Source organism: Pseudomonas serboccidentalis (assembly GCF_028830055.1).
Classification (GTDB): Bacteria; Pseudomonadota; Gammaproteobacteria; order Pseudomonadales; family Pseudomonadaceae; genus Aquipseudomonas; species Aquipseudomonas serboccidentalis.
This window is the reverse complement of the sequence record NZ_CP101655.1, coordinates 634,170-654,405: the sequence shown is the minus strand read 5'-3', so window position 1 is coordinate 654,405 and position 20,236 is coordinate 634,170. Positions and strand designations below refer to the sequence as shown.

Genomic DNA, 20,236 nt, shown 5'->3' with positions numbered 1-20,236 from the left:
CTTATTTCTCCATCGGCGTGGCATCGCGGCCGCGCAAGACGATGTCCCAGCGATAGCCGAGGGCGTAGGACGGAATGGTTTTTTCCAGATCGAAAGCGGCGATCAGACGTTCCTTGGCGCAGGTGTCCGGCACGCAGTTGTAGATCGGGTCGTAGGCCAGCAACGGGTCGCCGGGGAAATACATCTGCGTCACCAGACGCGTGAGAATGCTCGGCCCGAACAGCGAAAAGTGGATGTGCGCCGGGCGCCATGCGTTGTGGTGGTTGCCCCACGGATAGGCGCCGGGCTTGATGGTCTGGAACTGATACCAGCCGTCGGCGTCGGTCACGGTGCGGCCGGTGCCGGTGAAGTTCGGGTCCAGCGGTGCGTCGTGCAGGTCACGTTTGTGGTTGTAGCGGCCGGCGGCGTTGGCCTGCCAGATCTCCACCAGAATCCCCGGCACCGGCAGGCCGTTTTCGTCGAGCACACGGCCGTGAATGATGATCCGTTCGCCCAACGGTTCGCCGTCGTGCTGCGCGGTCAGGTCGTTATCCTTGTCGGCGACGCGTTCGGCACCGATGGTCGGGCCGGTGATCTCCGACAACGAATGCGGCAGAAACACCAACGGCTTGGACGGCGAGCGCAGGTTGGTGGATTGATACGTCGGGTGCAGGTACTCGGGCTGGGTGCCTTCCTGCGGACGACGGTAGCCAGGCTTGTCAGTCATTTCGCTTTCCTCTGTTCTTATCAGTCGACGCGTTGCGTCAGACGCGTTCGATCGCCAGGGCCAGACCCTGCCCTACTCCGACGCACATCGTCGCCAGACCTTTCTTGCCGCCAGTCTTTTCCAGCTGATGCAACGCGGTCAGCACCAGCCGCGCGCCGCTCATGCCCAACGGGTGACCCAGGGCAATCGCGCCACCGTTCGGGTTGACCTGTGCCGCATCGTCGGCCAGCCCCAGTTCGCGCAGCACCGCCAAACCCTGGCTGGCAAAGGCTTCGTTGAGTTCGATCACATCGAAATCGCTGACCGCCACGCCGAGACGCTCGATCAGTTTGCGCACCGCCGGCACCGGGCCGATGCCCATGACGCGTGGCGCGACGCCGGCGCTGGCCATACCGAGCACTTTGGCGCGGGCGGTCAGGCCGTGTTTCTTCACCGCGTCGGCAGAAGCGAGAATCAGCGCAGCCGCACCGTCGTTGACCCCGGAGGCGTTGCCGGCGGTGACGGTCTTGTCCGGGCCGTTGACCGGTTTCAGTTTGCTCAGCGCTTCAATCGTCGTGTCTGCGCGTGGATGTTCGTCCTGGCTGACCACGGTTTCGCCTTTCTTGTGGGCGATCCGCACTTCGACGATTTCCTCGGCGAAGTAGCCCGCCGCCTGCGCGGCGGCAGTGCGTTGCTGGCTGCGCAGGGCGAAAGCGTCCTGATCGGCGCGCGACACTTTATAGTCGTCGGCGACGTTGTCGCCGGTTTGTGGCATCGCATCGACACCGTACTGCGCCTTCATCAACGGATTGATGAAACGCCAGCCGATGGTGGTGTCTTCCAGTTTCATGTTGCGCGAGAACGCCGCATCAGCCTTGCCCATCACGAACGGTGCGCGGGACATCGACTCGACGCCGCCGGCAATCGCCAGCTCCATCTCGCCGCTGGCAATCGCGCGGAATGCCGTGCCAATCGCGTCCATGCCCGAAGCGCAGAGACGGTTGAGGGTCACGCCCGGCACGCTGTCCGGCAGGCCGGCCAGCAGCAGCGCCATGCGCGCCACGTTGCGGTTGTCTTCGCCGGCCTGGTTGGCACAGCCGAGGAATACTTCGTCGATCGCGTTCCAGTCCACCGAGGGATTGCGTTCCATCAGCGCCTTGATCGGCACGGCGGCCAGATCGTCAGCGCGTACGGCGGACAGTCCACCGCCGAAACGGCCGATGGGGGTACGAATCGCGTCGCAGATATACACGTCACGCATCAAGCTTCTCCCGGTGCCTGGCCGTGGGCCGCGGCGGTGCGCGCTTCCAGATCGCGCAGCGCGGTCAACTCGACCTCGGTCGGCTCGGCGGTGGTGACTACATTGTCAGCAAAACGGATCGCCCAACCGGTGGCCGCGATCACTTGCTCGCGGGTCACGCCGGGGTGCAATGCAGTGACCACGAACTCATGGGTGCCCGCTTCCGGCTCCATGATGCACAGGTCGGTGATGATCCCGACCGGCCCGGCACCCGGCAGGCCCAGACGCTTGCGCGAATCGCCGCCCTCGCCGTGTCCGACCGAGGTAATGAAGTCGAGCTTGTCGACGAACGAACGCGCCGACTGTTTAAGAATGATCAACACGCTCTTCGCCGAACCGGCGATTTCCGGCGCGCCACCGGCACCCGGCAGACGCACTTTCGGCGAGTGATAGTCGCCGACCACGGTGGTGTTGATGTTGCCAAAACGGTCAACCTGCGCGGCGCCGAGAAAACCGACGTCGATGCGCCCGCCCTGCAGCCAGTAGCGAAAAATCTCACCGGTCGGCACCACGGTATCTGCGGTTTCCGCCAGTTCGCCGTCACCAATGGACAGCGGCAGCACGCTCGGCTTGGCACCAATCGGGCCGGATTCGTAGATCAGCACCACGTCCGGCGATGAGGTCAGACGCGCCAGGTTCGCCGCTTTCGACGGCAAGCCGATGCCGACGAAGCACACCGAGCCGTTCTTCAGGCGACGGGCCGCGGCGACGGTCATCATTTCATTGGTGGTGTAAGTCATTACTTGGCCTCCGAAGCAGCAGCCAACTTGGCCTGGAACTCGCTGAAGTCAGCGCAGCCGTGGATGTATTCGTTGATCCACGCGGTAAACGTCTCACGGTCGCGAGCGATCGGGTCCCACGCCTGATAGAAACGATTGTCGCGCTCGGTGTAACCATGGGCGTAGGACGGATGCGCGCCGCCGGGTACGTGGCAGACCGCGCTCAGGGCCCAGGTCGGCAGCACGCAGGCGTTCATCGGCGCGTTGAGGTTGTCGACGATTTCCTCGACGGTGACGATGCAGCGCTTGGCCGCCAGCGCGGCTTCTTTCTGCACCCCGAGAATGCCCCACAGCAACACGTTGCCTTGGCGGTCGGCTTTCTGCGCGTGGATCACGGTGACGTCCGGACGCACCGACGGCACTGCCGCCAGCACTTCACCGGTGAACGGGCAGGTCACGGACTTGATCAGCGGATTGACCTTCGGCAGGTCGGAGCCGGCGTAGGCCCGCAGCACAGCGAATGGCAGGCCGGAAGCGCCGGCGACGTAGGCATTGGCCAGGTCGGCGTGGCTGTGCTCTTCGATCTCCAGCGCATGCGGCCATTGCTTCTCGACCGCATCGCGCAGACGGTGCAGCGAACCCACACCCGGGTTGCCGCCCCAGGAAAAGATCAGCTTGCGTGCACAACCGGCACCGATCAGTTGGTCGTAGATCAGGTCAGGCGTCATCCGCACCAGGGTCAGATCTTTCTTGCCCTGACGAATGATTTCATGACCTGCCGCCGTAGGGATCAGGTGAGTGAAGCCTTCGAGCGCGACGGTGTCGCCGTCGTTGACGAATTGCTTCACCGCGTCGTGCAGCGAAAGGATCTCAGCCATGGAGCAGGCTCCCGTTTTTGTAGTGAATCGCCAGTGATAAAAAGGCGCGAGGTTCAGCGCCGGAGTCACTGCAGATTAAGCCGCTGAAAATCGCCAAACAATCCGATAATCGACTGAGTGTTCGTTTATCGAACAGATTGTTGCTTCCCTATCGTTTCGTATCGTCAGCAAAAGATCGCAGCCTGCGGCAGCTCCTACATTTGGAATTCGTCCCTTGCAGGAGCTGCCGAAGGCTGCGATCTTTTCGGCTTACACCGCGATATCAGGTGGCATCCGCATGACTGACCATGCCCTTGATCACCACCGCCGTCGTCGCCAAAGCCGCTGGAATCACCAGCGCCGTCAGCACCTGCTCGAAATTCCAGCCCAGGCCCAGCAACGTCGCGCCCATCCACGCCCCGAGAATCGCGCCGAAGCGACCAATCCCGAGCATCCACGACACACCGGTCGCCCGACCCTGGGTCGGATAAAACCGCGCCGCCAGCGACGGCATTGCCGATTGCGCGCCGTTGACGCACATCCCGGCCACCAGCACCAAGGTTGCGAGCAAGGTGATGTTGCCCAGGCTCTGCCCCACCGCGTAGGCAAACACCCCGGCCAGCAGGTAGAACGTGCCGATAACCTTGTGCGGATTGAAGCGGTCCATCGCCCAGCCCACCGCGACCGCGCTCAACACCCCGCCGAACTGGAACAGCGCGCCAATGAACGCCGCCTGCTCCATGCTCGCGCCACTGTCGCGCATCAGGGTCGGCAGCCAGCTGGTCAGCAGGTACACGATGACCAGGCCCATGAAGTAGGTCAGCCACAACAACAAGGTGCCAGCGCTGTAGGTGCCGGAGAAAATCACCGCGAACACGTTGCGCGCCTTGACGGTTTTCTGCTCCGGCACGCTGAAACTCGACGCCTGCGCCACGGCAACCGGATCGATCGGTGACAAGGTCTTGCGTACTTTGTCAGTGCCGCGATTGCGCACCACCAGGTAGCGCGCCGATTCCGGCAACCAGAACAGCAACACCACGGCGAGGATCAACGGCAGGATCCCGCCGATCAGCAACAGGCTGTGCCAGCCGAACGCCGGGATCAGCTTCGCCGAAATGAAGCCGCCACCGGCCATCCCGAGGTTGAAGCCGCAGAACATGCTGGTCACCAGCAACGACTTCTTGCGCTCCGGGGTGTATTCCGAGAGCAGCGTGGTGGCGTTGGGCATGCCGGCGCCCAGCCCAAGGCCGGTGAGGAAGCGCAGCACCAGCAGTTGTTCGACGTTGGTGCTGTACGCCGAGGCCAGGCTGAAGGCGCCAAACAATAGGACGGCACCAACCAGCACGACTTTGCGCCCGAAGCGGTCAGCCAGAGGGCCGGAACCCAGTGCGCCGAAAACCATGCCGATCAACGCGGCGCTCATCACCGGGCCGAGGCTGGCGCGGTCGATGCCCCAGTCCTGAGACAACGCCGGGGCGATGAACCCCATCGCCGCGGTGTCGAGGCCATCGAGAAACACAATCAGGAAACACAGGATCACCACCCGCCACTGATAGCGCGAGATCGGTTGGGCATTGATGAAGGTCTGCACGTCGAGGCAGTTACCTACAGCGGACTGAGGCTGGTTCATTATTTTTATTCCACGCAAAAAACGCAGTCGAACAGCGGCCGGCCAACGAGCGGCACGGTCACAAGAATAGAAGGTCTGGATCAGGCGTTGCGGTGAATCCGGCAACAGAGAATGGGGCTGAGACAGTCGGGGAGCATGCGCATGGTGAGTTGCCTCTTGTCATTATTATGGGAGTCGACAATCCGGCAGGCTCATTCGCATCAGCGCCGGATGACGCTGCCGCGACATTAATGATCCGAGGGTTTTAGCGTCAATTCGATAAACGCAACACTGTGCGTTTATCGAACAGCTTCCTCAGGCAAACAACTGCGCGCTGAGGTCGCGACTGGCACTGAGCAGGCCCGGCAGGAAGCGTTGTTCCAGCTCGGTGCGGCTGACGCGACCGGCATGGGTGCTGACATTCAGCGCCGCAACCACTTGGCCCGAGGCGTCGTAGACCGGCACCGCAATCGAACGCAGGCCCTGTTCCAGTTCCTGATCGACGATGCACCAGCCCTGCTGCCGCACTTCCTGCAGGCATTCGAGCAAGGATTGCGGGGTGTGCAGCGTGCGGCTGGTCTTGGCCACCAGTTCGGCATGGTCGAGGTATTCGCGCAGCGAGGTGTCGTCCAGCGCCGCCAGCAAGATGCGGCCCATCGACGTGCAATAGGCCGGCAGACGCCCGCCCACCGACAGGTCCACCGAGATCAACCGTTGGGTGGTCGCCGAACGGGCGATATAAAGAATGTCGTCGCCTTCAAGCGTCGCCATGTTACAGGCCTCGTGCAGTTGCTCGCTCATGCGGTCGAGGTACGGCTGGGCGGAAACCGCCAGCGGCGTCGAGGACAGATACGCGTGGCCGAGGGTCAGCACTTTGGGCAGCAGCGAGTACGTGCGGCCATCGGTGGTGGCGTAACCCAGTTTGATCAACGTATGCAGGCAACGGCGCACGGCAGCGCGGGGAATTTCCGTGCGGTGGCTGATCTGTGCGATGGTCAGGTGCCGCTTGCGCTCCTGAAACGCCTGCACCACCGCCAGGCCACGGGCCAGCGAGGTCATGAAATCCGGGTCGCCCGTCAGCGCCTGAATACGCTTGGCCGGTGAAGCGACGATCGGCGGCGCCACGGAGGTGAAGGAGTTGCGCATTTGATCGTTCATTTCTTGTCCTTTTTCCGGCACGGATCAATGGCTATACAAGCGGCTCACCGGCAGATGCACAAGGGCCGGAGCGCCAAGATTGGGCGATTATCGAACCGCCGACCGATTATCGCAATCGCCTGCTGCGACCGCGCTCGGCCTCCAGGAAATATTTTCTCAACTTTGTCGAGCCGCTGAATCGATCCTTAGTTGTTCGACTTAATGACGCCAAAAACACAACACCGGGCCAATAACGGTTTGGCCCGACTGCAACTACCGATAAAAAACGTCAGTCACAAAACAATCACACATCCGGAACCGTTTTTAACTTGGCAAAGATAGTCATTCCCGAATCGACCGCTATAATGCATCTCAGTGGCGCCCGGTTTATTCGCCGAGACCGCCACCCGCCGACGCGATGCCAATCGCCGACAGCCCCGGCCAGCGCTGACGCGCATGATTCATGCAAATCCAGCACTCGCTGAAACAGGAAACTGATGCTGCGTCAGTTTTAATCTGGTGCCGTAGCCGCCTGCAACATGGAAGTCTTGATCGCCCTGCCGATAACACCAATGCCTGTCCGGGTATTGCCTGTCGGTGGACTCGCTCAATCGATTCGTTGCAGTGCGTTTCACCAGACATTTATCTCAACTCAAACAGGTAGCACTGTGACGAAAGACGAACTGCGCGCGGAACTTGAGCGCCAGGAACAACGTTACAAGGAAGTTTACGGCGGGGAAGTCACCACCTACGCCGCTCAACCCGAACCGGAACGCAAGGCATGGCGCAAACGCCCCACTGTTCAGGATCAGGTTTTCCAGCAAGAACTGAAAAAGATGGAAGAAGAACTCAAAACCGAAGAGCCATGAACGGGCGATCCTGAGTTTTTCGAGGGTCTGCGTCGGCACCGGTTACAAGCGCGGTGACGCGACGATGCCTTGCGCGCCCGCTACCCGCGGGCAGCGGCCAATTCCCCGTCCTGCACGGTAATGGAGCGTGTCGTACAGGTTTCAGAGATATTTCACACAAGCGTTTGAGCCGTCTCCGGCCTCGGCAAAACCCTCGGTCGATCGCTGTTTTTATAAGCTAATCAGTCACTTGCAAAACCCTGCAAAACACTCGGCCATTGCACCTTGCAACAATTTAATTCGTTGAAGTAGGCAACCGATGAGCAGGTAGGGGATCGATTTCCAGTCTTTTCTGGCATAATCGCGCCCCCTTATGACCGGGTCAGAAAACCTTCATGATCGATTTATTCAGCGGACTGGATGCTTGGGTGCTTGTGAGCCTCTTGCTCGCCCTGACGTTTGTCCTCGCCTTCGAGTTCATCAATGGATTTCATGACACCGCTAACGCGGTAGCCACTGTTATCTACACCAAAGCCATGCCGCCTCACCTGGCGGTGTTCTTCTCCGGTGTGTTCAATTTCCTCGGCGTGTTGCTGGGCGGCGTTGGCGTGGCGTATGCCATTGTTCACCTGCTGCCGGTGGAACTGCTGATCAATGTGAACACCGGCCATGGCCTGGCGATGGTGTTCTCGTTGCTCGCCGCAGCCATCGCCTGGAACCTGGGCACCTGGTACTTCGGTATCCCGGCGTCGAGTTCGCACACCCTGATCGGCTCGATCCTCGGTGTCGGCCTGGCCAACGCCCTGATCAACGACATTCCGCTGGCCGACGGCGTGAACTGGCAGAAAGCGATCGACATCGGCGCCTCGCTGGTGTTCTCGCCAATGGCCGGTTTTCTGGTCGCGGCCCTGGTGCTGATCGGCCTGAAATGGTGGCGCCCGCTGTCGAAGATGCACAAGACGCCGGAACAGCGCCGCAAGATCGACGACAAGAAGCACCCGCCGTTCTGGAATCGCCTGGTATTGGTGATGTCGGCGATGGCCATGAGCTTCGTGCACGGTTCCAACGATGGTCAGAAAGGCATCGGCCTGATCATGCTGGTACTGATCGGCATCGTGCCGGCGCAGTTCGTCCTCGACTTGAACAGCACCACTTACCAGATCGAACGCACTCGCGATGCGACCCTGCACCTGAGCCAGTTCTACCAGCGCAACGCCTCCACCCTCGGCGAGTTCCTGGCCTTGGGCAAAAGCGTAGAAGGCGACCTGCCGGAGAAATTCCGCTGCAACCCGCAGCAGACCGAACCGACCATTTCCGCCCTGCTGCACACGCTTAAAGGTGTCTCGGACTACCACTCGCTGCCGGCCGACAGCCGCATCGAAGTCCGTCGCTACCTGCTGTGCCTGGACGACACCGCGAAGAAAGTCGCCAAGCTGCCAGGCCTTGAAGCCCGTGAAAAGGCTGACCTGGACAAACTGCGCAAAGACCTGACCACCACCACCGAATACGCCCCGTTCTGGGTGATTCTGGCGGTCGCCCTGGCCCTGGGCCTGGGTACCATGATCGGCTGGAAACGCGTGGTACTGACCATCGGCGAGAAGATCGGCAAGCAAGGCATGACCTATGCCCAAGGCATGTCGGCCCAGATCACCGCCGCGAGCATGATCGGCCTGGCCAACATCTTCAGCTTGCCGGTGTCGACCACCCACGTCCTGTCCTCGGGCGTGGCGGGCACCATGGTTGCTAACAAGAGCGGTCTGCAAGGTGGCACCGTGCGCACCATTTTGCTGGCTTGGGTGTTGACCCTGCCGGCGACTGTGGCGCTGTCGGCTGGTTTGTTCTGGCTGGCGTCGAAGGCGTTGGGTAGTTGATAAACCGCAGCACATGAGAAAGGCGCGATTCTTAAGGATCGCGCTTTTTTTTGGGTTTGGATTTATGAGCATATCCGTTGCTGTGGGTGTTGCCGCTGGCGGTTTTGCTCTTACAGCGAGTCACTTTTTCCAAACGCCGGAATGCCGGCCCAGCGAAAAAATAACCCAAAAGGCTTTGCCCCGGCGTTCGGCACCTCGCTACGGTGTCCATCAGGGGGCATCGCCTACGGTTTGCTTCGCTGCACCTGCTCTCGATGTATGCGGCTGCGCGCCTCTCCCCTGATGAACACCTTCGCTCGGCCTGCCGAAGGGGCTGAAGATCAAAAGCCACATCAAAAGCCAAAGCCAAAGCAGATCAAAAGATCGCAGCCTTCGGCAGCTCCTACATGGGATTGGACGTATTCAGTTAGAGATTAATTGGCAGATTGGACGCCTTCGCGAGCAAGCTCCCACAGTTGGAATGAGGCCGCTCAGTTAGAGCTTGGTCGGAGCGTAGACCGCCATCGCTGGCAAGCCAGCTCCCACAAAGATTGAGCATTCCTGCCAGAAATTGGTCGGCTGTCAGGCCGCCATCGCCAGCAGGCTGGCTCCTACAGTTTTGATTTGTGTAAGCCCATGCGGCGCAGCCGCCCCTCTCAACAGGATGAGCGTTAGCTCGGCTGCAGCTCTTGATCTTAAGGCCCCAGCGTACGGCCCGCTCGCTGGGGCTCGGGGTTCCCGAGCTACGGTGTGTCGAAGGGGCATGAGATCAAAAGCCAAAGATCGCAGCCTTCGGCAGCTCCTACAGGAGATTTTTCAGCGCCAAGAAATTGGTCGGCCCGTAGGCCGCCATCGCGAGCAGGCTCACTCCTACAGAAGATCAAAAACCGAACGCAAGCTCTTCACCACTCAACAGGATGAGCGTTAGCTCGGCTGCAGCTCTTGATCTTAAGGCCCCAGCGTACGGCCCGCTCGCTGGGGCTCGGGGTTCCCGAGCTACGGTGTGCCGAAGGGGCTGAAGGTCAAAAACCAAAGCCAAAGATCGCAGCCTTCGGCAGCTCCAACAGGAGATTTTTCAGCGCCAAGAAATTGGTCGGCTCGTAGGCCGCCATCGCGAGCAGGCTCACTCCTACAGAAGATCAAAAGCCGAATGCAAGCTCTTCACCACTCAACAGGATGAGCGTTAGCTCGGCTGCAGCTCTTGATCTTAAGCCCCAGCGTACGACCCGCTCGCTGGGGCTCGGGGTTCCCGAGCTACGGTGTGCCGAAGGGGCATGAGATCAAAACCCAAAGATCGCAGCCTTCGGCAGCTCCTACAGGAGATTTTTCAGCGCCAAGAAATTGGTCGGCTCGTAGGCCGCCATCGCGAGCAGGCTCACTCCTACAGAAGATCAAAAGCCGAACGCAAGCTCTTCACCACTCAACAGGATGAGCGCAAGCTCGGCTGCAGCTCTTGATCTGTAAGGCGACGTCGGAAGGCTGAGTGGAGGGATTGATCCGGGCGTGGGAGCGCAGCGACCGTACGACGCAGTCGTACACAGCGGAAGGAGGTGCAGCGAAGCAAACCGGAGCCGCTGCGCCCGGATTGATCCCGCAGCGAAGGAACCCGAGCCTGCGAGGGCCGAACGCAGGAGCAAGCCTTTTCGGTTACCTTTTTGGCGTTTGAAAAAGGTGACCCGCCGTAAGGGCGGAACCGTAATCAGCAACACCCACAAAAACGGATATTCACCCAGAACCCCAAGAGCCTGGTCGGCCCAAAGGCCGCCAAGAAGACAAAAAAAAGGGCAACCGAAGTTGCCCAAAATGCCTTGCGTGCTCATCAAATCCAGAAAGACCTACTTCTTGCGCTTATTCGCATCCTTCCAGATAAAAAATCCAAACCCTGCAAAAAACAGAACCATGAGCCCCACGGTCAGAACCCCGGCAAACACCACGTTATCGAAAAACATGACTGTGGCCTCCCGGCCCCTGCTTTGCTGCGATGGAACTAAGTTAACCAATCACGCAGGCGCAGAAATTGACCAGGATCAAGTCCGGTCAACACAGAAGGTAAAGGCGGGAAAATAACTGACCTGCATCAACGGATGCGGAGGGAGATCAACGCTTTTTCGGTTTCTTTTTCGGCTTTTTCTGGGTTTTTCCCAGCGGCATGGCCTGTTCGAAGGCCTTGCGCACTTCGTTCAGGCGTTTCTCGTTGAGGTCATGCACACGCTTGGCGCGTTCAGTGCTGAGGTCGATCAGTTTGTCATCTTGGCTCATGGCGTTGGGCGCATCGCTTGAAGAAATCACAACTGCCGCATCGCCGGCAGGACTGCGCCAATCATGCCGCCTGACGTCAGCGCTGACCAGCCACCGCTCTACAACAATTCATGTAAATGAACCGATTCAGATCTCGATATCGACCCACAAGCCCTGACGCGGCTGATCTTCCATCAGCGGCACCACCGGCACCGTGTTGTCGGCATTGAGTTCGGTGCCAGGCACGGCGAGGTGTTCTTCCGGGTCTTCGTCGGCTTCGCGTCGGCGGCGATCACGCTCCTGCTGGCGGCGTTGTTCTTCGCGCGCCAGCAGTCGATCCTCTTCCGGATCGCGTTTTTGCAGGTCGATCGTGCTTTCGTTGGAGCTTTCCTGCACCGGCACCACCGGAGGGATGTCCGGCCGCTGGCGAATCGGATCCTGCTGGGAAGTGATCGGCACAGCGCTCAAGGGGAGCATCGGTGGCAGCATATAAAGGGTCTCCTGTCAGCAGGCTATCGGCTTGGGCGAAGCTGGCTTGAGCCGCTGGTCGCAAACTTGTGACCGGGTTGGCACTCACAGGTGCCGCACGCCTTCGAAAAACCGACGCATGACCGCCACCTGCCTCGACTTGCAGCTTGCAGCTAAAAGCTCGCAACTGCTCCTAATCCTTTGGCCTCGGGCCCTCATTCCGTTAAGATAGCCCGCTTTTTCAAGGTGGGAGTCAGGCAGCATGGCGCAGCAGTATCAACCGGGGCAACGCTGGATCAGTGACAGCGAAGCAGAGCTTGGTTTAGGCACCGTTCTGGCACAGGACGGCCGCTTGTTGACCGTGCTTTACCCGGCCACTGGCGAAACCCGCCAGTACGCGCTACGGAATGCGCCCCTCACCCGCGTGCGGTTCTCGCCGGGTGACACCATTACTCACTTCGAAGGCTGGAAGATGACCGTGCGCGAAGTCGACGACGTCGACGGGCTGATGGTCTATCACGGCCTCAACGGGCAGAACGAAGCGGTCACCCTGCCGGAAACCCAGCTGTCGAACTTCATCCAGTTCCGTCTGGCCAGCGACCGTCTGTTCGCCGGGCAGATCGATCCGCTGGCGTGGTTCTCCCTGCGCTACAACACCCTGGAACACACCAGCCGCCAGTTGCAGTCCTCGCTCTGGGGCCTGGGCGGCGTGCGTGCGCAACCGATCGCGCACCAGCTGCACATTGCCCGTGAAGTCGCCGACCGCATCGCGCCGCGCGTTCTGCTGGCGGACGAAGTGGGTCTGGGTAAAACCATCGAAGCCGGTCTGGTGATCCATCGCCAACTGCTGTCGGGCCGCGCCAATCGCGTGCTGATCCTGGTTCCGGAAAACCTGCAGCACCAGTGGCTGGTGGAAATGCGCCGCCGCTTCAACCTGCAAGTGGCGTTGTTCGACGAAGAACGCTTCATCGAAAGCGATGCCACCAACCCGTTCGAAGACACCCAGTTGGCGCTGGTCGCGCTGGAGTGGCTGGTCGAAGACGAGAAGGCTCAGGACGCGCTGTTCGCCGCCGGTTGGGATCTGTTGGTGGTCGACGAAGCACACCACTTGGTCTGGCACGAAGAAAAAGCCAGCCCCGAGTATTCGCTGGTCGAGCAACTGGCTGAAGTGATTCCCGGCGTGCTGCTGCTCACCGCCACCCCGGAACAACTCGGTCAGGACAGCCACTTCGCCCGCCTGCGCTTGCTCGACCCGAACCGTTTCCATGACCTGGCCGCGTTCCGCGCCGAGAGCGACAACTATCGCCCGGTGGCCGAAGCCGTTCAGGAACTGCTCGACAAGGGGCGCCTGTCGCCGGAAGCGCACAAGACCATCCACGGTTTCCTCGGCAACGAAGGCGAAGCCCTGCTGACGGCGGTCAACGATGGCGATACCGAAGCCAGCGCCCGTCTGGTGCGTGAGCTGCTCGACCGTCACGGCACCGGCCGCGTGCTGTTCCGTAACACCCGCGCCGCAGTGCAGGGTTTCCCGGAACGCAAACTGCACCCGTACCCGCTACCGTGCCCGGACGAATACCTCGAACTGCCGCTGGGCGATCACGCCGAGCTGTACCCGGAAGTCAGCTTCCAGGCCCAGCCGGACGCCAGCGAAGAAGAGCGCTGGTGGAAATTCGACCCGCGCGTCGAGTGGCTGATCGATCAGCTGAAAATGCTCAAGCGCACCAAAGTGCTGGTGATCTGCGCCCACGCCGAAACCGCGATGGATCTGGAAGACGCTCTGCGCGTACGTTCCGGCATCCCGGCCACGGTGTTCCATGAAGGCATGAACATCCTCGAGCGTGACCGCGCCGCCGCCTACTTCGCCGACGAAGAGTTCGGCGCGCAGGTGCTGATCTGCTCGGAAATCGGCAGTGAAGGTCGCAACTTCCAGTTCGCTCATCACCTGGTGCTGTTCGATCTGCCGTCGCACCCGGACCTGCTCGAGCAGCGCATCGGTCGTCTCGACCGGATCGGCCAGAAGCACATCATCGAGCTGCATGTGCCGTATCTGGAAACCAGCCCGCAAGAGCGCCTGTTCCAGTGGTACCACGAAGCGCTGAACGCGTTCCTCAACACCTGCCCGACCGGCAACGCCTTGCAGCATCAGTTCGGCCCACGCCTGCTGCCGCTGCTCGAAGAAGCGGATGATGGCGAGTGGCAAGCGCTGATCGACGAAGCACGCACCGAGCGCGAGCGCCTGGAACAAGAGCTGCACACCGGTCGTGACCGTCTGCTGGAACTCAACTCCGGCGGCGCTGGCGAAGGTGACGCGCTGGTCGAAGCGATCCTTGAGCAGGACGACCAGTTCGCCCTGCCGATCTACATGGAAACCCTGTTCGACGCGTTCGGCATCGACAGCGAGGACCATTCGGAAAACGCCCTGATCCTCAAGCCGAGCGAGAAGATGCTCGACGCCAGCTTCCCACTGGGCGACGACGAAGGCGTGACCATCACCTACGACCGCAACCAGGCGCTGTCGCGCGAAGACATGCAGTTCATCACCTGGGAACACCCGATGGTGCAAGGCGGCATGGACCTCGTTCTGTCCGGCTCGATGGGCAACACCGCCGTCGCGCTGATCAAGAACAAGGCGCTGAAACCGGGCACCGTGCTGCTGGAACTGCTCTACGTCAGCGAAGTGGTCGCGCCGCGTTCGCTGCAACTGGGCCGCTACCTGCCGCCGGCCGCCCTGCGCTGCCTGCTCGACGCCAACGGCAACGACCTGTCGCCACGGGTCTCGTTCGAAACCCTGAACGATCAACTCGAAAGCGTGCCGCGTGCCAGCGCCAACAAGTTCATCCAGGCCCAGCGCGATCAGCTGACGCCACGGATCAACGCCGGTGAAGACAAGATCACCCCGCGTCACGCCGAACGCGTGGCCGAGGCCCGTCGTCGTCTGGCCGCCGACACCGACGAAGAACTGGCACGCCTGACCGCGTTGCAAGCGGTCAACCCGACCGTGCGTGACAGCGAACTGGATGCGTTGCGCAAGCAGCGTGAACAGGGTCTGGCGATGCTGGACAAAGCGGCGCTGCGCCTGGAAGCGATCCGGGTGTTGGTGGCGGGTTAAGCCCTCTGCTCCACCGCTATAAATGAAAAGGCCCGCAGTGATGCGGGCCTTTTTGTTCAGGGCAAAAAACAAAGATCGCAGCCTTCGGCAGCTCCTACAGAGGATCGCATTCCAATGTAGGAGCTGCCGAAGGCTGCGATCTTTTGATCTTAAGCAGTCGCCGCTGCAACATCAGGCTCAACCACCGCCACCAGTCCCTCCTTCATCCGCTGCGCATCGCGCACAAAACACCGCGCCGCGAGAAACAGAAACACCATGGTAAAGAACAGCGCCACCGGTATCAGGTACATGGCGTCATGCAGTCCCACGGCCTTGAACGCCTCGGTCATCTGTTCCGCTCCCGCCGAAAGCATTGCCGATTGGGCAAAGTGATCGGACAAGGCGCCCACCACCACCGGCCCCAGTCCGCCGCCAAGCAGGTACAGCCCGGCAAAGAACAGCGCCATCGCCGTGGCCCGCAGGCGCGGCTCGACCACGTCCTGAATCGCCGTGTACACGCAGGTGTAGAAGTTATAGGCAAACAGCCAGCCGACGCTGAACACCGCGACGAACACGCCGATCTCGACGCGCCCGGCATGCAGTGCCCACGCGGTGCACAGGGTCGAAATGATCAGGCTGAAGCCGGCAAACAGCAGCCGGCCGTTGGCGATCCGTTGATGGATCTTGTCGGCGATCCAGCCGCCGAGGGTCAGGCCGATCAACCCGGTGATACCGACAATCACCCCGGTCGCCACCGCCGCCTCCTGCAACGGCATCAGGAAATATCGCTGCAGCATCGGCACCAGAAACGAGTTACAGGCGTAGGTGGCGAAGTTGAAGCACAAACCTGCCATCACCAGCCACAGGAACGTCGGCACGGCGAGCACGCGGCGGATCGGCTTGTCGACTTTCTCCTGGGACACCTGCACGGTTTCTGCCGCGCCGCGTTTGGGCTCCTTGATGAAGAACATGAACACCGCGAGGATCAGCCCCGGCACCGCCGCAATAAAGAACGGCGCGCGCCAGCTGTCGAACGCCTTGACCATCGCGCCGATGGTGAAAAACGCCAGCAGCAGCCCCAGCGGCAGACCGAGCATGAAAATGCCCATGGCCCGAGCCCGGCGGTGCGCCGGGAACAGGTCGCCGATCAATGAGTTGGCCGCCGGTGCGTAACTGGCTTCGCCAATGCCGATGCCCATGCGCACCAGCAGGAAACTCCAGAAGCTGCCGACCAGTCCGTTGACCGCCGTCAGCGCACTCCAGGTCGCCAGACCCCAGCCCATCAGTTTGCTGCGCGAACCGGTGTCGGCCATGCGCCCCAACGGCAGACCGGCAATCGCATACACCAGGGTGAACGCGGTGCCGACGATCCCCAGTTGAAAGTCGCTGAGGTGCCATTCCATGCGGATCGGCTCGATGATGATCGCCGGAATGGTGCGGTCGAAGAAGTTGAACAGGTTGGCCAGGAACAACAGGAACAGAATGCGCCAGGCATTCGCCGCTTGGGTCGAGTTCTGCATGGGTCCGTCTCTTTATTGTTATAGGGCTTCACTGCCGTCGCATCCGAGCCCGGAACCTGCAATCTAGACACGCCTGACGGGGCTGTCTGTGATCATTCGTCAGCCTGATGACGGGCCATGGCACTGTAACGAAACGTAAGCCCTTGATAACACTGAAATCCCCCATAAACCGGGGCTTTCACGGCAAAACCCGGCTACAAAAAAATACTTTCGCGCCCCCCTTCCCAAGTTCATGGCGAAGTCTAGAATAGCCGCCGGATCCGTCCGGATTCGCCGATCAACCCCTTTGATACCCTCCCTAATGTCCGAAGTCAGTCCGTGTCTGAATTGCGGTGCCTGCTGTTCCCATTTTCGTGTGTCTTTTTTCTGGGGTGAATGCTCATCCTCCGGGGGTACGGTGCCCGATGAACTGGTGACACAGATCACCCCCAGTCGGGTGGCGATGAACGGCACCGACTGCAAATCACCGCGTTGTACAGCGTTGGTCGGTGAAGTGGGCAGCAACGTGCAGTGCTCGATTTATGAGCAGCGCTCCAGCCCCTGCCGCGAGTTCGAGGCGTCGTGGGAGAACGGTGAACAGAACGTCGACTGCGACGCCGCCCGGGCGCGCTTCGGCTTGCCACCTCTCGACCCGGAATGGAACCAGATCCATTACGACCAGAGCGCCTGACGCTTAGCACCAATCGCTATTAGGCTCATGCCGAAATCGTTGACTGCAATATGCCACTATCGCTTGCACGGCAAAAACCGCCTCTATACTGCTTTCATTCGCCTGCGTTGATGACGCAGTAGGGACGACTTCAGAGACGGGGCATGCTATGGAGTGGCTTGGTTTGCAGTTTGTTACCGAGCTGCCGGAGAGCGGGCAGGTCATTCTCGATTGCACACATAATCCCTTGCTGGTGCTGGTGGCCTATCTGGTCGCCTGCGCCGCGAGTTTTGCCACCCTCGACATGGCCGAGCGGGTCGGTCACGCCGAAGATCCGGGTTCGCGACGGGTGTGGCGCTGGATCGGCGCCACCTGCCTGGCCAGCGGCATCTGGGCCATGCACTTCATCGCCATGCTGGCGTTCCAGGCGCCGATCGAAATCCACTACGACCTGGCGATCACCCTGTTTTCCCTGCTGATCGCCCTGCTCGCCTCGTGGCTGGCGATGCACACCTTGAGTGGGCCGCAGCCCAGCCTGGTGCACTACCTGAAAACCGCCATCATCATCGGTCTGGGCATCGCCGGCATGCACTATGTCGGCATGGCGGCGATGCACTCGGTGGCCAATGCCTACTACCAGCCACTGTTGTTTTGCCTGTCGATCGTGATTGCGGTCGGTGCCAGCTTCGCCGCACTGTGGGTCGCCGGTTACTTGCGTGAAGGCAGCGGGCGTTTTCATCAATTGCTCAAATACACCGCTGCGATGATCCTCGGCGCCGGCATCATCAGCATGCATTTCACCGGCATGGCCGCAATGCGCCTGGTGTTGCCCGAAGGCGCCGCGCCGACCCTGAGTGCCGAAACCAATCACCTGCAACTGGGCCTGACGGTCGCGCTGATCATCCTGCTGATTCTGGGTAGCGCAATCAGTGCGGCGCTGGCCGACAAGAAACTGCAGAGCAAGGAGCACGACCTGCGCCGGGTCAATGCCCTGCTCAGCCAGCTTGATCAGGCGCGGATGTCACTGCAACAAGTGGCCAACTATGACGCCCTGACCAACCTGATCAACCGTCGCGGTTTCAACCAGATCTTCGCCGAGAAACTCAACCAGAAAACCAGCGAAGGCGGTATGCTCGCGGTGATGTTTCTCGATATCGATCACTTCAAGCGAATCAACGACAGTCTCGGCCATGACGCCGGCGACGCCCTGCTCAAAGTCATCGCCAATCACATCAAAAGCTCGGTGCGCAGCCATGATGACGTGGTCGCACGGTTCGGTGGCGACGAGTTTTGCATCCTGATCGGCCTGCATGAGCGCGAGGAAGCGCGCAACATGGCGCAAAGGATCATGCTGAAAATGAAGGAGCCGATCGAGCTGGCCGGACGGCGCATGGTGATGACCACCAGCATCGGCATCAGCCTGTTTCCCGACGACGGCACCACTTGCGAAGAACTGCTCAAGCACGCGGATCTGGCGTTGTATCAGTCCAAGGGGGCCGGACGTAACGGCCTGCATTTTTTCAGTTCAAACATGAAGACCCGCGCCAGCCTGGAACTGCAACTGGAAGAAGAACTGCGCCAGGCCCTGCGCGAAGAACACGGGCTGACCCTGTATTACCAACCGATTTTCGAACTGAAAACCGGCCGGGTGACCAAACTCGAAGCGTTGATCCGCTGGCAGCACCCGGTGCACGGCCTGCTGGCCCCGGACCGTTTCATTGCGATTGCCGAAACCAACGGCCTGATCGCCGAGCTGGACAATTGGGTGCTGCGCCGGGCCTGCGCGGACCTTGGCGAACTGACGCGCCATGGCTGCGACGAACTGAAAATCGCCTGGAACTGCTCGCCACTCAACCTCGCCCGGGAAGAGCTGGCCGATGAGATCGAAAGCGCGCTGCGCAGCGCCGGGGTCGCGCCGGAACGGCTGGAACTGGAGGTCACCGAAAACGCATTGATGGGCAACATCGCCAACACCCTGGTGTTGTTGCGGCAAATCCGCGCCCTCGGTGTGTCGTTGTCGATCGACGACTTCGGCACCGGCTATTCGTCGCTTGCCTACCTCAAGCGCCTGCCGCTGAACACGTTGAAAATCGACCGTTCGTTCATCCTCGACATTCCCACGGCAACCGCCGACATGGAGATCGTCCAGGCGATCATCGTCATGGCCCACACCCTGCATCTGCAGGTGGTGACCGAAGGCGTGGAAAGCCTGGAGCAGTACGAGTTTCTTGAGCGCTCGGGCTGCGACTTCATTCAGGGTTACCTGCTCAGCCGCCCGGTGCCGCTGGACGAATTACGCCCCGTGCTGGAAGAAATCAACCAACGCAAACACGTCCACGCGGTCAATCCGTTGAGTCTGGCGCGCGGTACATTTGTATCAGTGTCGCTGGATCCTTCTGCAAAAAGCCCTGCGCCCCATGCAGGCGCATCAGTTGTGCGGCCAATCCGCTGATCGGCGTGGCCGAGCCCTGTTCGCGAGAGAATTTAACCGCCGTATCGAGATCCTTGAGCAACGTGCGCACATGCCATTTCACCGGTTCGAAACGGCTCTCGGCCATTTGCGGGGCGAGGATCTGCAACGGTTTCGAATCGGCAAAACCACCGGCCAGCGCTTCAGCGATCAGGCTGGCATCGACCCCGGCCTGTTCGGCCAGCGCCACCACTTCGGCAATCACCAGCGCATTGCAGGCGACGATCATCTGATTACAAGCCTTGGTCACTTGTCCGGCGCCGATGCCGCCCATGTGGGTGACACGCTGACCGAGGTTGAGCAGCACCGGGCGCACCCGGTCCAGATCCGCCGTTTCACCGCCAACCATGATTGCCAGGCTGCCCGCCTCGGCGCCGACCACGCCGCCGGACACCGGTGAATCGAGCCAGCTCATGCCGGTGTTCTGCGCCAGCTCGGCGGCCATTTCACGTGTAGCGGTCGGTTCCAGGCTGGAGAAATCCACCAGCAACTGGCCTTTTTTCGCACCTTCAGCGACACCGCCGGCGCCAAACACTACCTCGCGCACCACCGCCGTGTCGGCCAGGCAGAGCATCACCACCTCCGCGTGTTCGCACAATTGGGCCGGGGTCGCTACTTGCCGGGCGCCAGCTTCGACCAGTGGCGCGCACTTGTCCGGGTTGCGATTCCACACGGTCAGCGGGTATCCCGCCGCCAGCAGACGGCGGCAAATCGGCAGTCCCATCAAGCCGATTCCGGCAAATCCCAACGAAGGTAGCGTTGACATCATTTTGCCTCTTTTCGATTAAAGATCACCGA

General features: G+C 60.9%; 16 protein-coding genes. 5 read left to right on the top strand and 11 right to left on the bottom strand.

The features are described from left to right. Position 1: 1 nt before the first annotated feature. The 6 genes from pcaH to pcaR all read right to left on the bottom strand — a co-directional run bounded on the left by pcaH (position 2) and on the right by pcaR (position 6,328). Complete coding sequence (pcaH, locus tag NN484_RS02910; protein ID WP_127649673.1) at positions 2-706, bottom strand: protocatechuate 3,4-dioxygenase subunit beta; 705 nt, start codon at positions 704-706, stop codon at positions 2-4. A gap of 37 nt (positions 707-743) precedes the next feature. Then, positions 744-1,949 carry a 3-oxoadipyl-CoA thiolase gene (gene pcaF / locus NN484_RS02905; RefSeq protein ID WP_215501506.1) on the bottom strand — a complete coding sequence of 402 codons (1,206 nt, stop codon included), beginning with the start codon at positions 1,947-1,949 and terminating at the stop codon, positions 744-746. Then, entirely contained in the window at positions 1,946-2,725 is a 780-nt protein-coding gene (locus tag NN484_RS02900) for a CoA-transferase subunit beta (RefSeq protein ID WP_274658548.1), read from the bottom strand. Before NN484_RS02900 ends, pcaF begins: the two co-directional genes overlap by 4 nt. Next, a complete protein-coding gene (locus tag NN484_RS02895; protein WP_003222404.1) occupies positions 2,725-3,582 on the bottom strand; it encodes a CoA transferase subunit A in 858 nt (285 codons plus the stop codon). Before NN484_RS02895 ends, NN484_RS02900 begins: the two co-directional genes overlap by 1 nt. A 262-nt stretch (positions 3,583-3,844) precedes the next feature. Beyond that, positions 3,845-5,191 carry a 4-hydroxybenzoate transporter PcaK gene (gene pcaK / locus NN484_RS02890; RefSeq protein ID WP_096797042.1) on the bottom strand — a complete coding sequence of 449 codons (1,347 nt, stop codon included), beginning with the start codon at positions 5,189-5,191 and terminating at the stop codon, positions 3,845-3,847. A 294-nt stretch (positions 5,192-5,485) separates the two neighbouring features. Beyond that, positions 5,486-6,328: a pca regulon transcriptional regulator PcaR gene (gene pcaR / locus NN484_RS02885; RefSeq protein WP_127649670.1), complete on the bottom strand. Its 843-nt coding sequence runs from the start codon at positions 6,326-6,328 to the stop codon at positions 5,486-5,488. A gap of 647 nt (positions 6,329-6,975) precedes the next feature. Between pcaR and NN484_RS02880 the strand changes: the two genes are divergently transcribed. Continuing rightward, positions 6,976-7,176 (top strand): hypothetical protein, encoded by a 201-nt coding sequence (locus NN484_RS02880; RefSeq protein WP_003222398.1) that lies wholly within the window; start codon positions 6,976-6,978, stop codon positions 7,174-7,176. A gap of 374 nt (positions 7,177-7,550) precedes the next feature. After that, on the top strand, positions 7,551-9,026 hold the full coding sequence (locus tag NN484_RS02875; RefSeq protein ID WP_127649669.1) for an inorganic phosphate transporter: 1,476 nt from the start codon (positions 7,551-7,553) through the stop codon (positions 9,024-9,026). Positions 9,027-10,840: 1,814 nt separating this feature from the next. On the opposite strand, the gene ccoM is transcribed toward NN484_RS02875, so the two are convergent. The 3 genes from ccoM to NN484_RS02865 all read right to left on the bottom strand — a co-directional run bounded on the left by ccoM (position 10,841) and on the right by NN484_RS02865 (position 11,732). Beyond that, the gene (ccoM, locus tag NN484_RS27250) at positions 10,841-10,954 is read right to left on the bottom strand and encodes a cytochrome c oxidase subunit CcoM (RefSeq protein WP_003222396.1); all 114 of its coding nucleotides are present in this window, start codon (positions 10,952-10,954) and stop codon (positions 10,841-10,843) included. Positions 10,955-11,102: 148 nt separating this feature from the next. After that, positions 11,103-11,264 (bottom strand): hypothetical protein, encoded by a 162-nt coding sequence (locus tag NN484_RS02870; RefSeq protein ID WP_164747860.1) that lies wholly within the window; start codon positions 11,262-11,264, stop codon positions 11,103-11,105. 126 nt (positions 11,265-11,390) lie between these two features. Beyond that, positions 11,391-11,732: a hypothetical protein gene (locus NN484_RS02865; protein WP_003222394.1), complete on the bottom strand. Its 342-nt coding sequence runs from the start codon at positions 11,730-11,732 to the stop codon at positions 11,391-11,393. A gap of 241 nt (positions 11,733-11,973) precedes the next feature. Here NN484_RS02865 and rapA point away from each other — a divergent pair, with 241 nt between their 5' ends. Further along, on the top strand, positions 11,974-14,820 hold the full coding sequence (gene rapA / locus NN484_RS02860; protein ID WP_127649668.1) for an RNA polymerase-associated protein RapA: 2,847 nt from the start codon (positions 11,974-11,976) through the stop codon (positions 14,818-14,820). A 149-nt stretch (positions 14,821-14,969) separates the two neighbouring features. Here rapA and NN484_RS02855 read toward each other — a convergent pair whose 3' ends face one another. Further along, the gene (locus tag NN484_RS02855) at positions 14,970-16,319 is read right to left on the bottom strand and encodes a spinster family MFS transporter (protein WP_215501503.1); all 1,350 of its coding nucleotides are present in this window, start codon (positions 16,317-16,319) and stop codon (positions 14,970-14,972) included. A 301-nt stretch (positions 16,320-16,620) separates the two neighbouring features. Between NN484_RS02855 and NN484_RS02850 the strand changes: the two genes are divergently transcribed. Next, positions 16,621-16,989, top strand: a complete 369-nt coding sequence (locus NN484_RS02850) for a YkgJ family cysteine cluster protein (protein WP_215501502.1) — start codon at positions 16,621-16,623, stop codon at positions 16,987-16,989. 148 nt (positions 16,990-17,137) lie between these two features. Further along, the gene (locus tag NN484_RS02845) at positions 17,138-19,420 is read left to right on the top strand and encodes a putative bifunctional diguanylate cyclase/phosphodiesterase (RefSeq protein ID WP_215501501.1); all 2,283 of its coding nucleotides are present in this window, start codon (positions 17,138-17,140) and stop codon (positions 19,418-19,420) included. Here NN484_RS02845 and NN484_RS02840 read toward each other — a convergent pair. Continuing rightward, positions 19,311-20,207, bottom strand: a complete 897-nt coding sequence (locus NN484_RS02840; protein WP_215501500.1) for an NAD(P)-dependent oxidoreductase — start codon at positions 20,205-20,207, stop codon at positions 19,311-19,313. The genes NN484_RS02845 and NN484_RS02840 overlap by 110 nt on opposite strands. Between the last annotated feature and the right edge of the window lie 29 nt (positions 20,208-20,236).

Bases quoted from the DNA above. Each gene is read 5' to 3' on its own strand.
- pcaR (WP_127649670.1), bottom strand. From the start codon at position 6,328: ATGAACGATCAAATGCGCAACTCCTTCACCTCCGTGGCGCCGCCGATC.
- NN484_RS02895 (WP_003222404.1), bottom strand. From the start codon at position 3,582: ATGGCTGAGATCCTTTCGCTGCACGACGCGGTGAAGCAATTCGTCAAC.
- NN484_RS02865 (WP_003222394.1), bottom strand. From the start codon at position 11,732: ATGCTGCCACCGATGCTCCCCTTGAGCGCTGTGCCGATCACTTCCCAG.
- NN484_RS02900 (WP_274658548.1), bottom strand. From the start codon at position 2,725: ATGACTTACACCACCAATGAAATGATGACCGTCGCCGCGGCCCGTCGC.
- pcaK (WP_096797042.1), bottom strand. From the start codon at position 5,191: ATGAACCAGCCTCAGTCCGCTGTAGGTAACTGCCTCGACGTGCAGACC.
- ccoM (WP_003222396.1), bottom strand. From the start codon at position 10,954: ATGTTTTTCGATAACGTGGTGTTTGCCGGGGTTCTGACCGTGGGGCTC.
- pcaH (WP_127649673.1), bottom strand. From the start codon at position 706: ATGACTGACAAGCCTGGCTACCGTCGTCCGCAGGAAGGCACCCAGCCC.
- NN484_RS02855 (WP_215501503.1), bottom strand. From the start codon at position 16,319: ATGCAGAACTCGACCCAAGCGGCGAATGCCTGGCGCATTCTGTTCCTG.
- NN484_RS02845 (WP_215501501.1), top strand. From the start codon at position 17,138: ATGGAGTGGCTTGGTTTGCAGTTTGTTACCGAGCTGCCGGAGAGCGGG.
- NN484_RS02840 (WP_215501500.1), bottom strand. From the start codon at position 20,207: ATGATGTCAACGCTACCTTCGTTGGGATTTGCCGGAATCGGCTTGATG.
- NN484_RS02870 (WP_164747860.1), bottom strand. From the start codon at position 11,264: ATGAGCCAAGATGACAAACTGATCGACCTCAGCACTGAACGCGCCAAG.
- rapA (WP_127649668.1), top strand. From the start codon at position 11,974: ATGGCGCAGCAGTATCAACCGGGGCAACGCTGGATCAGTGACAGCGAA.
- NN484_RS02850 (WP_215501502.1), top strand. From the start codon at position 16,621: ATGTCCGAAGTCAGTCCGTGTCTGAATTGCGGTGCCTGCTGTTCCCAT.
- NN484_RS02875 (WP_127649669.1), top strand. From the start codon at position 7,551: ATGATCGATTTATTCAGCGGACTGGATGCTTGGGTGCTTGTGAGCCTC.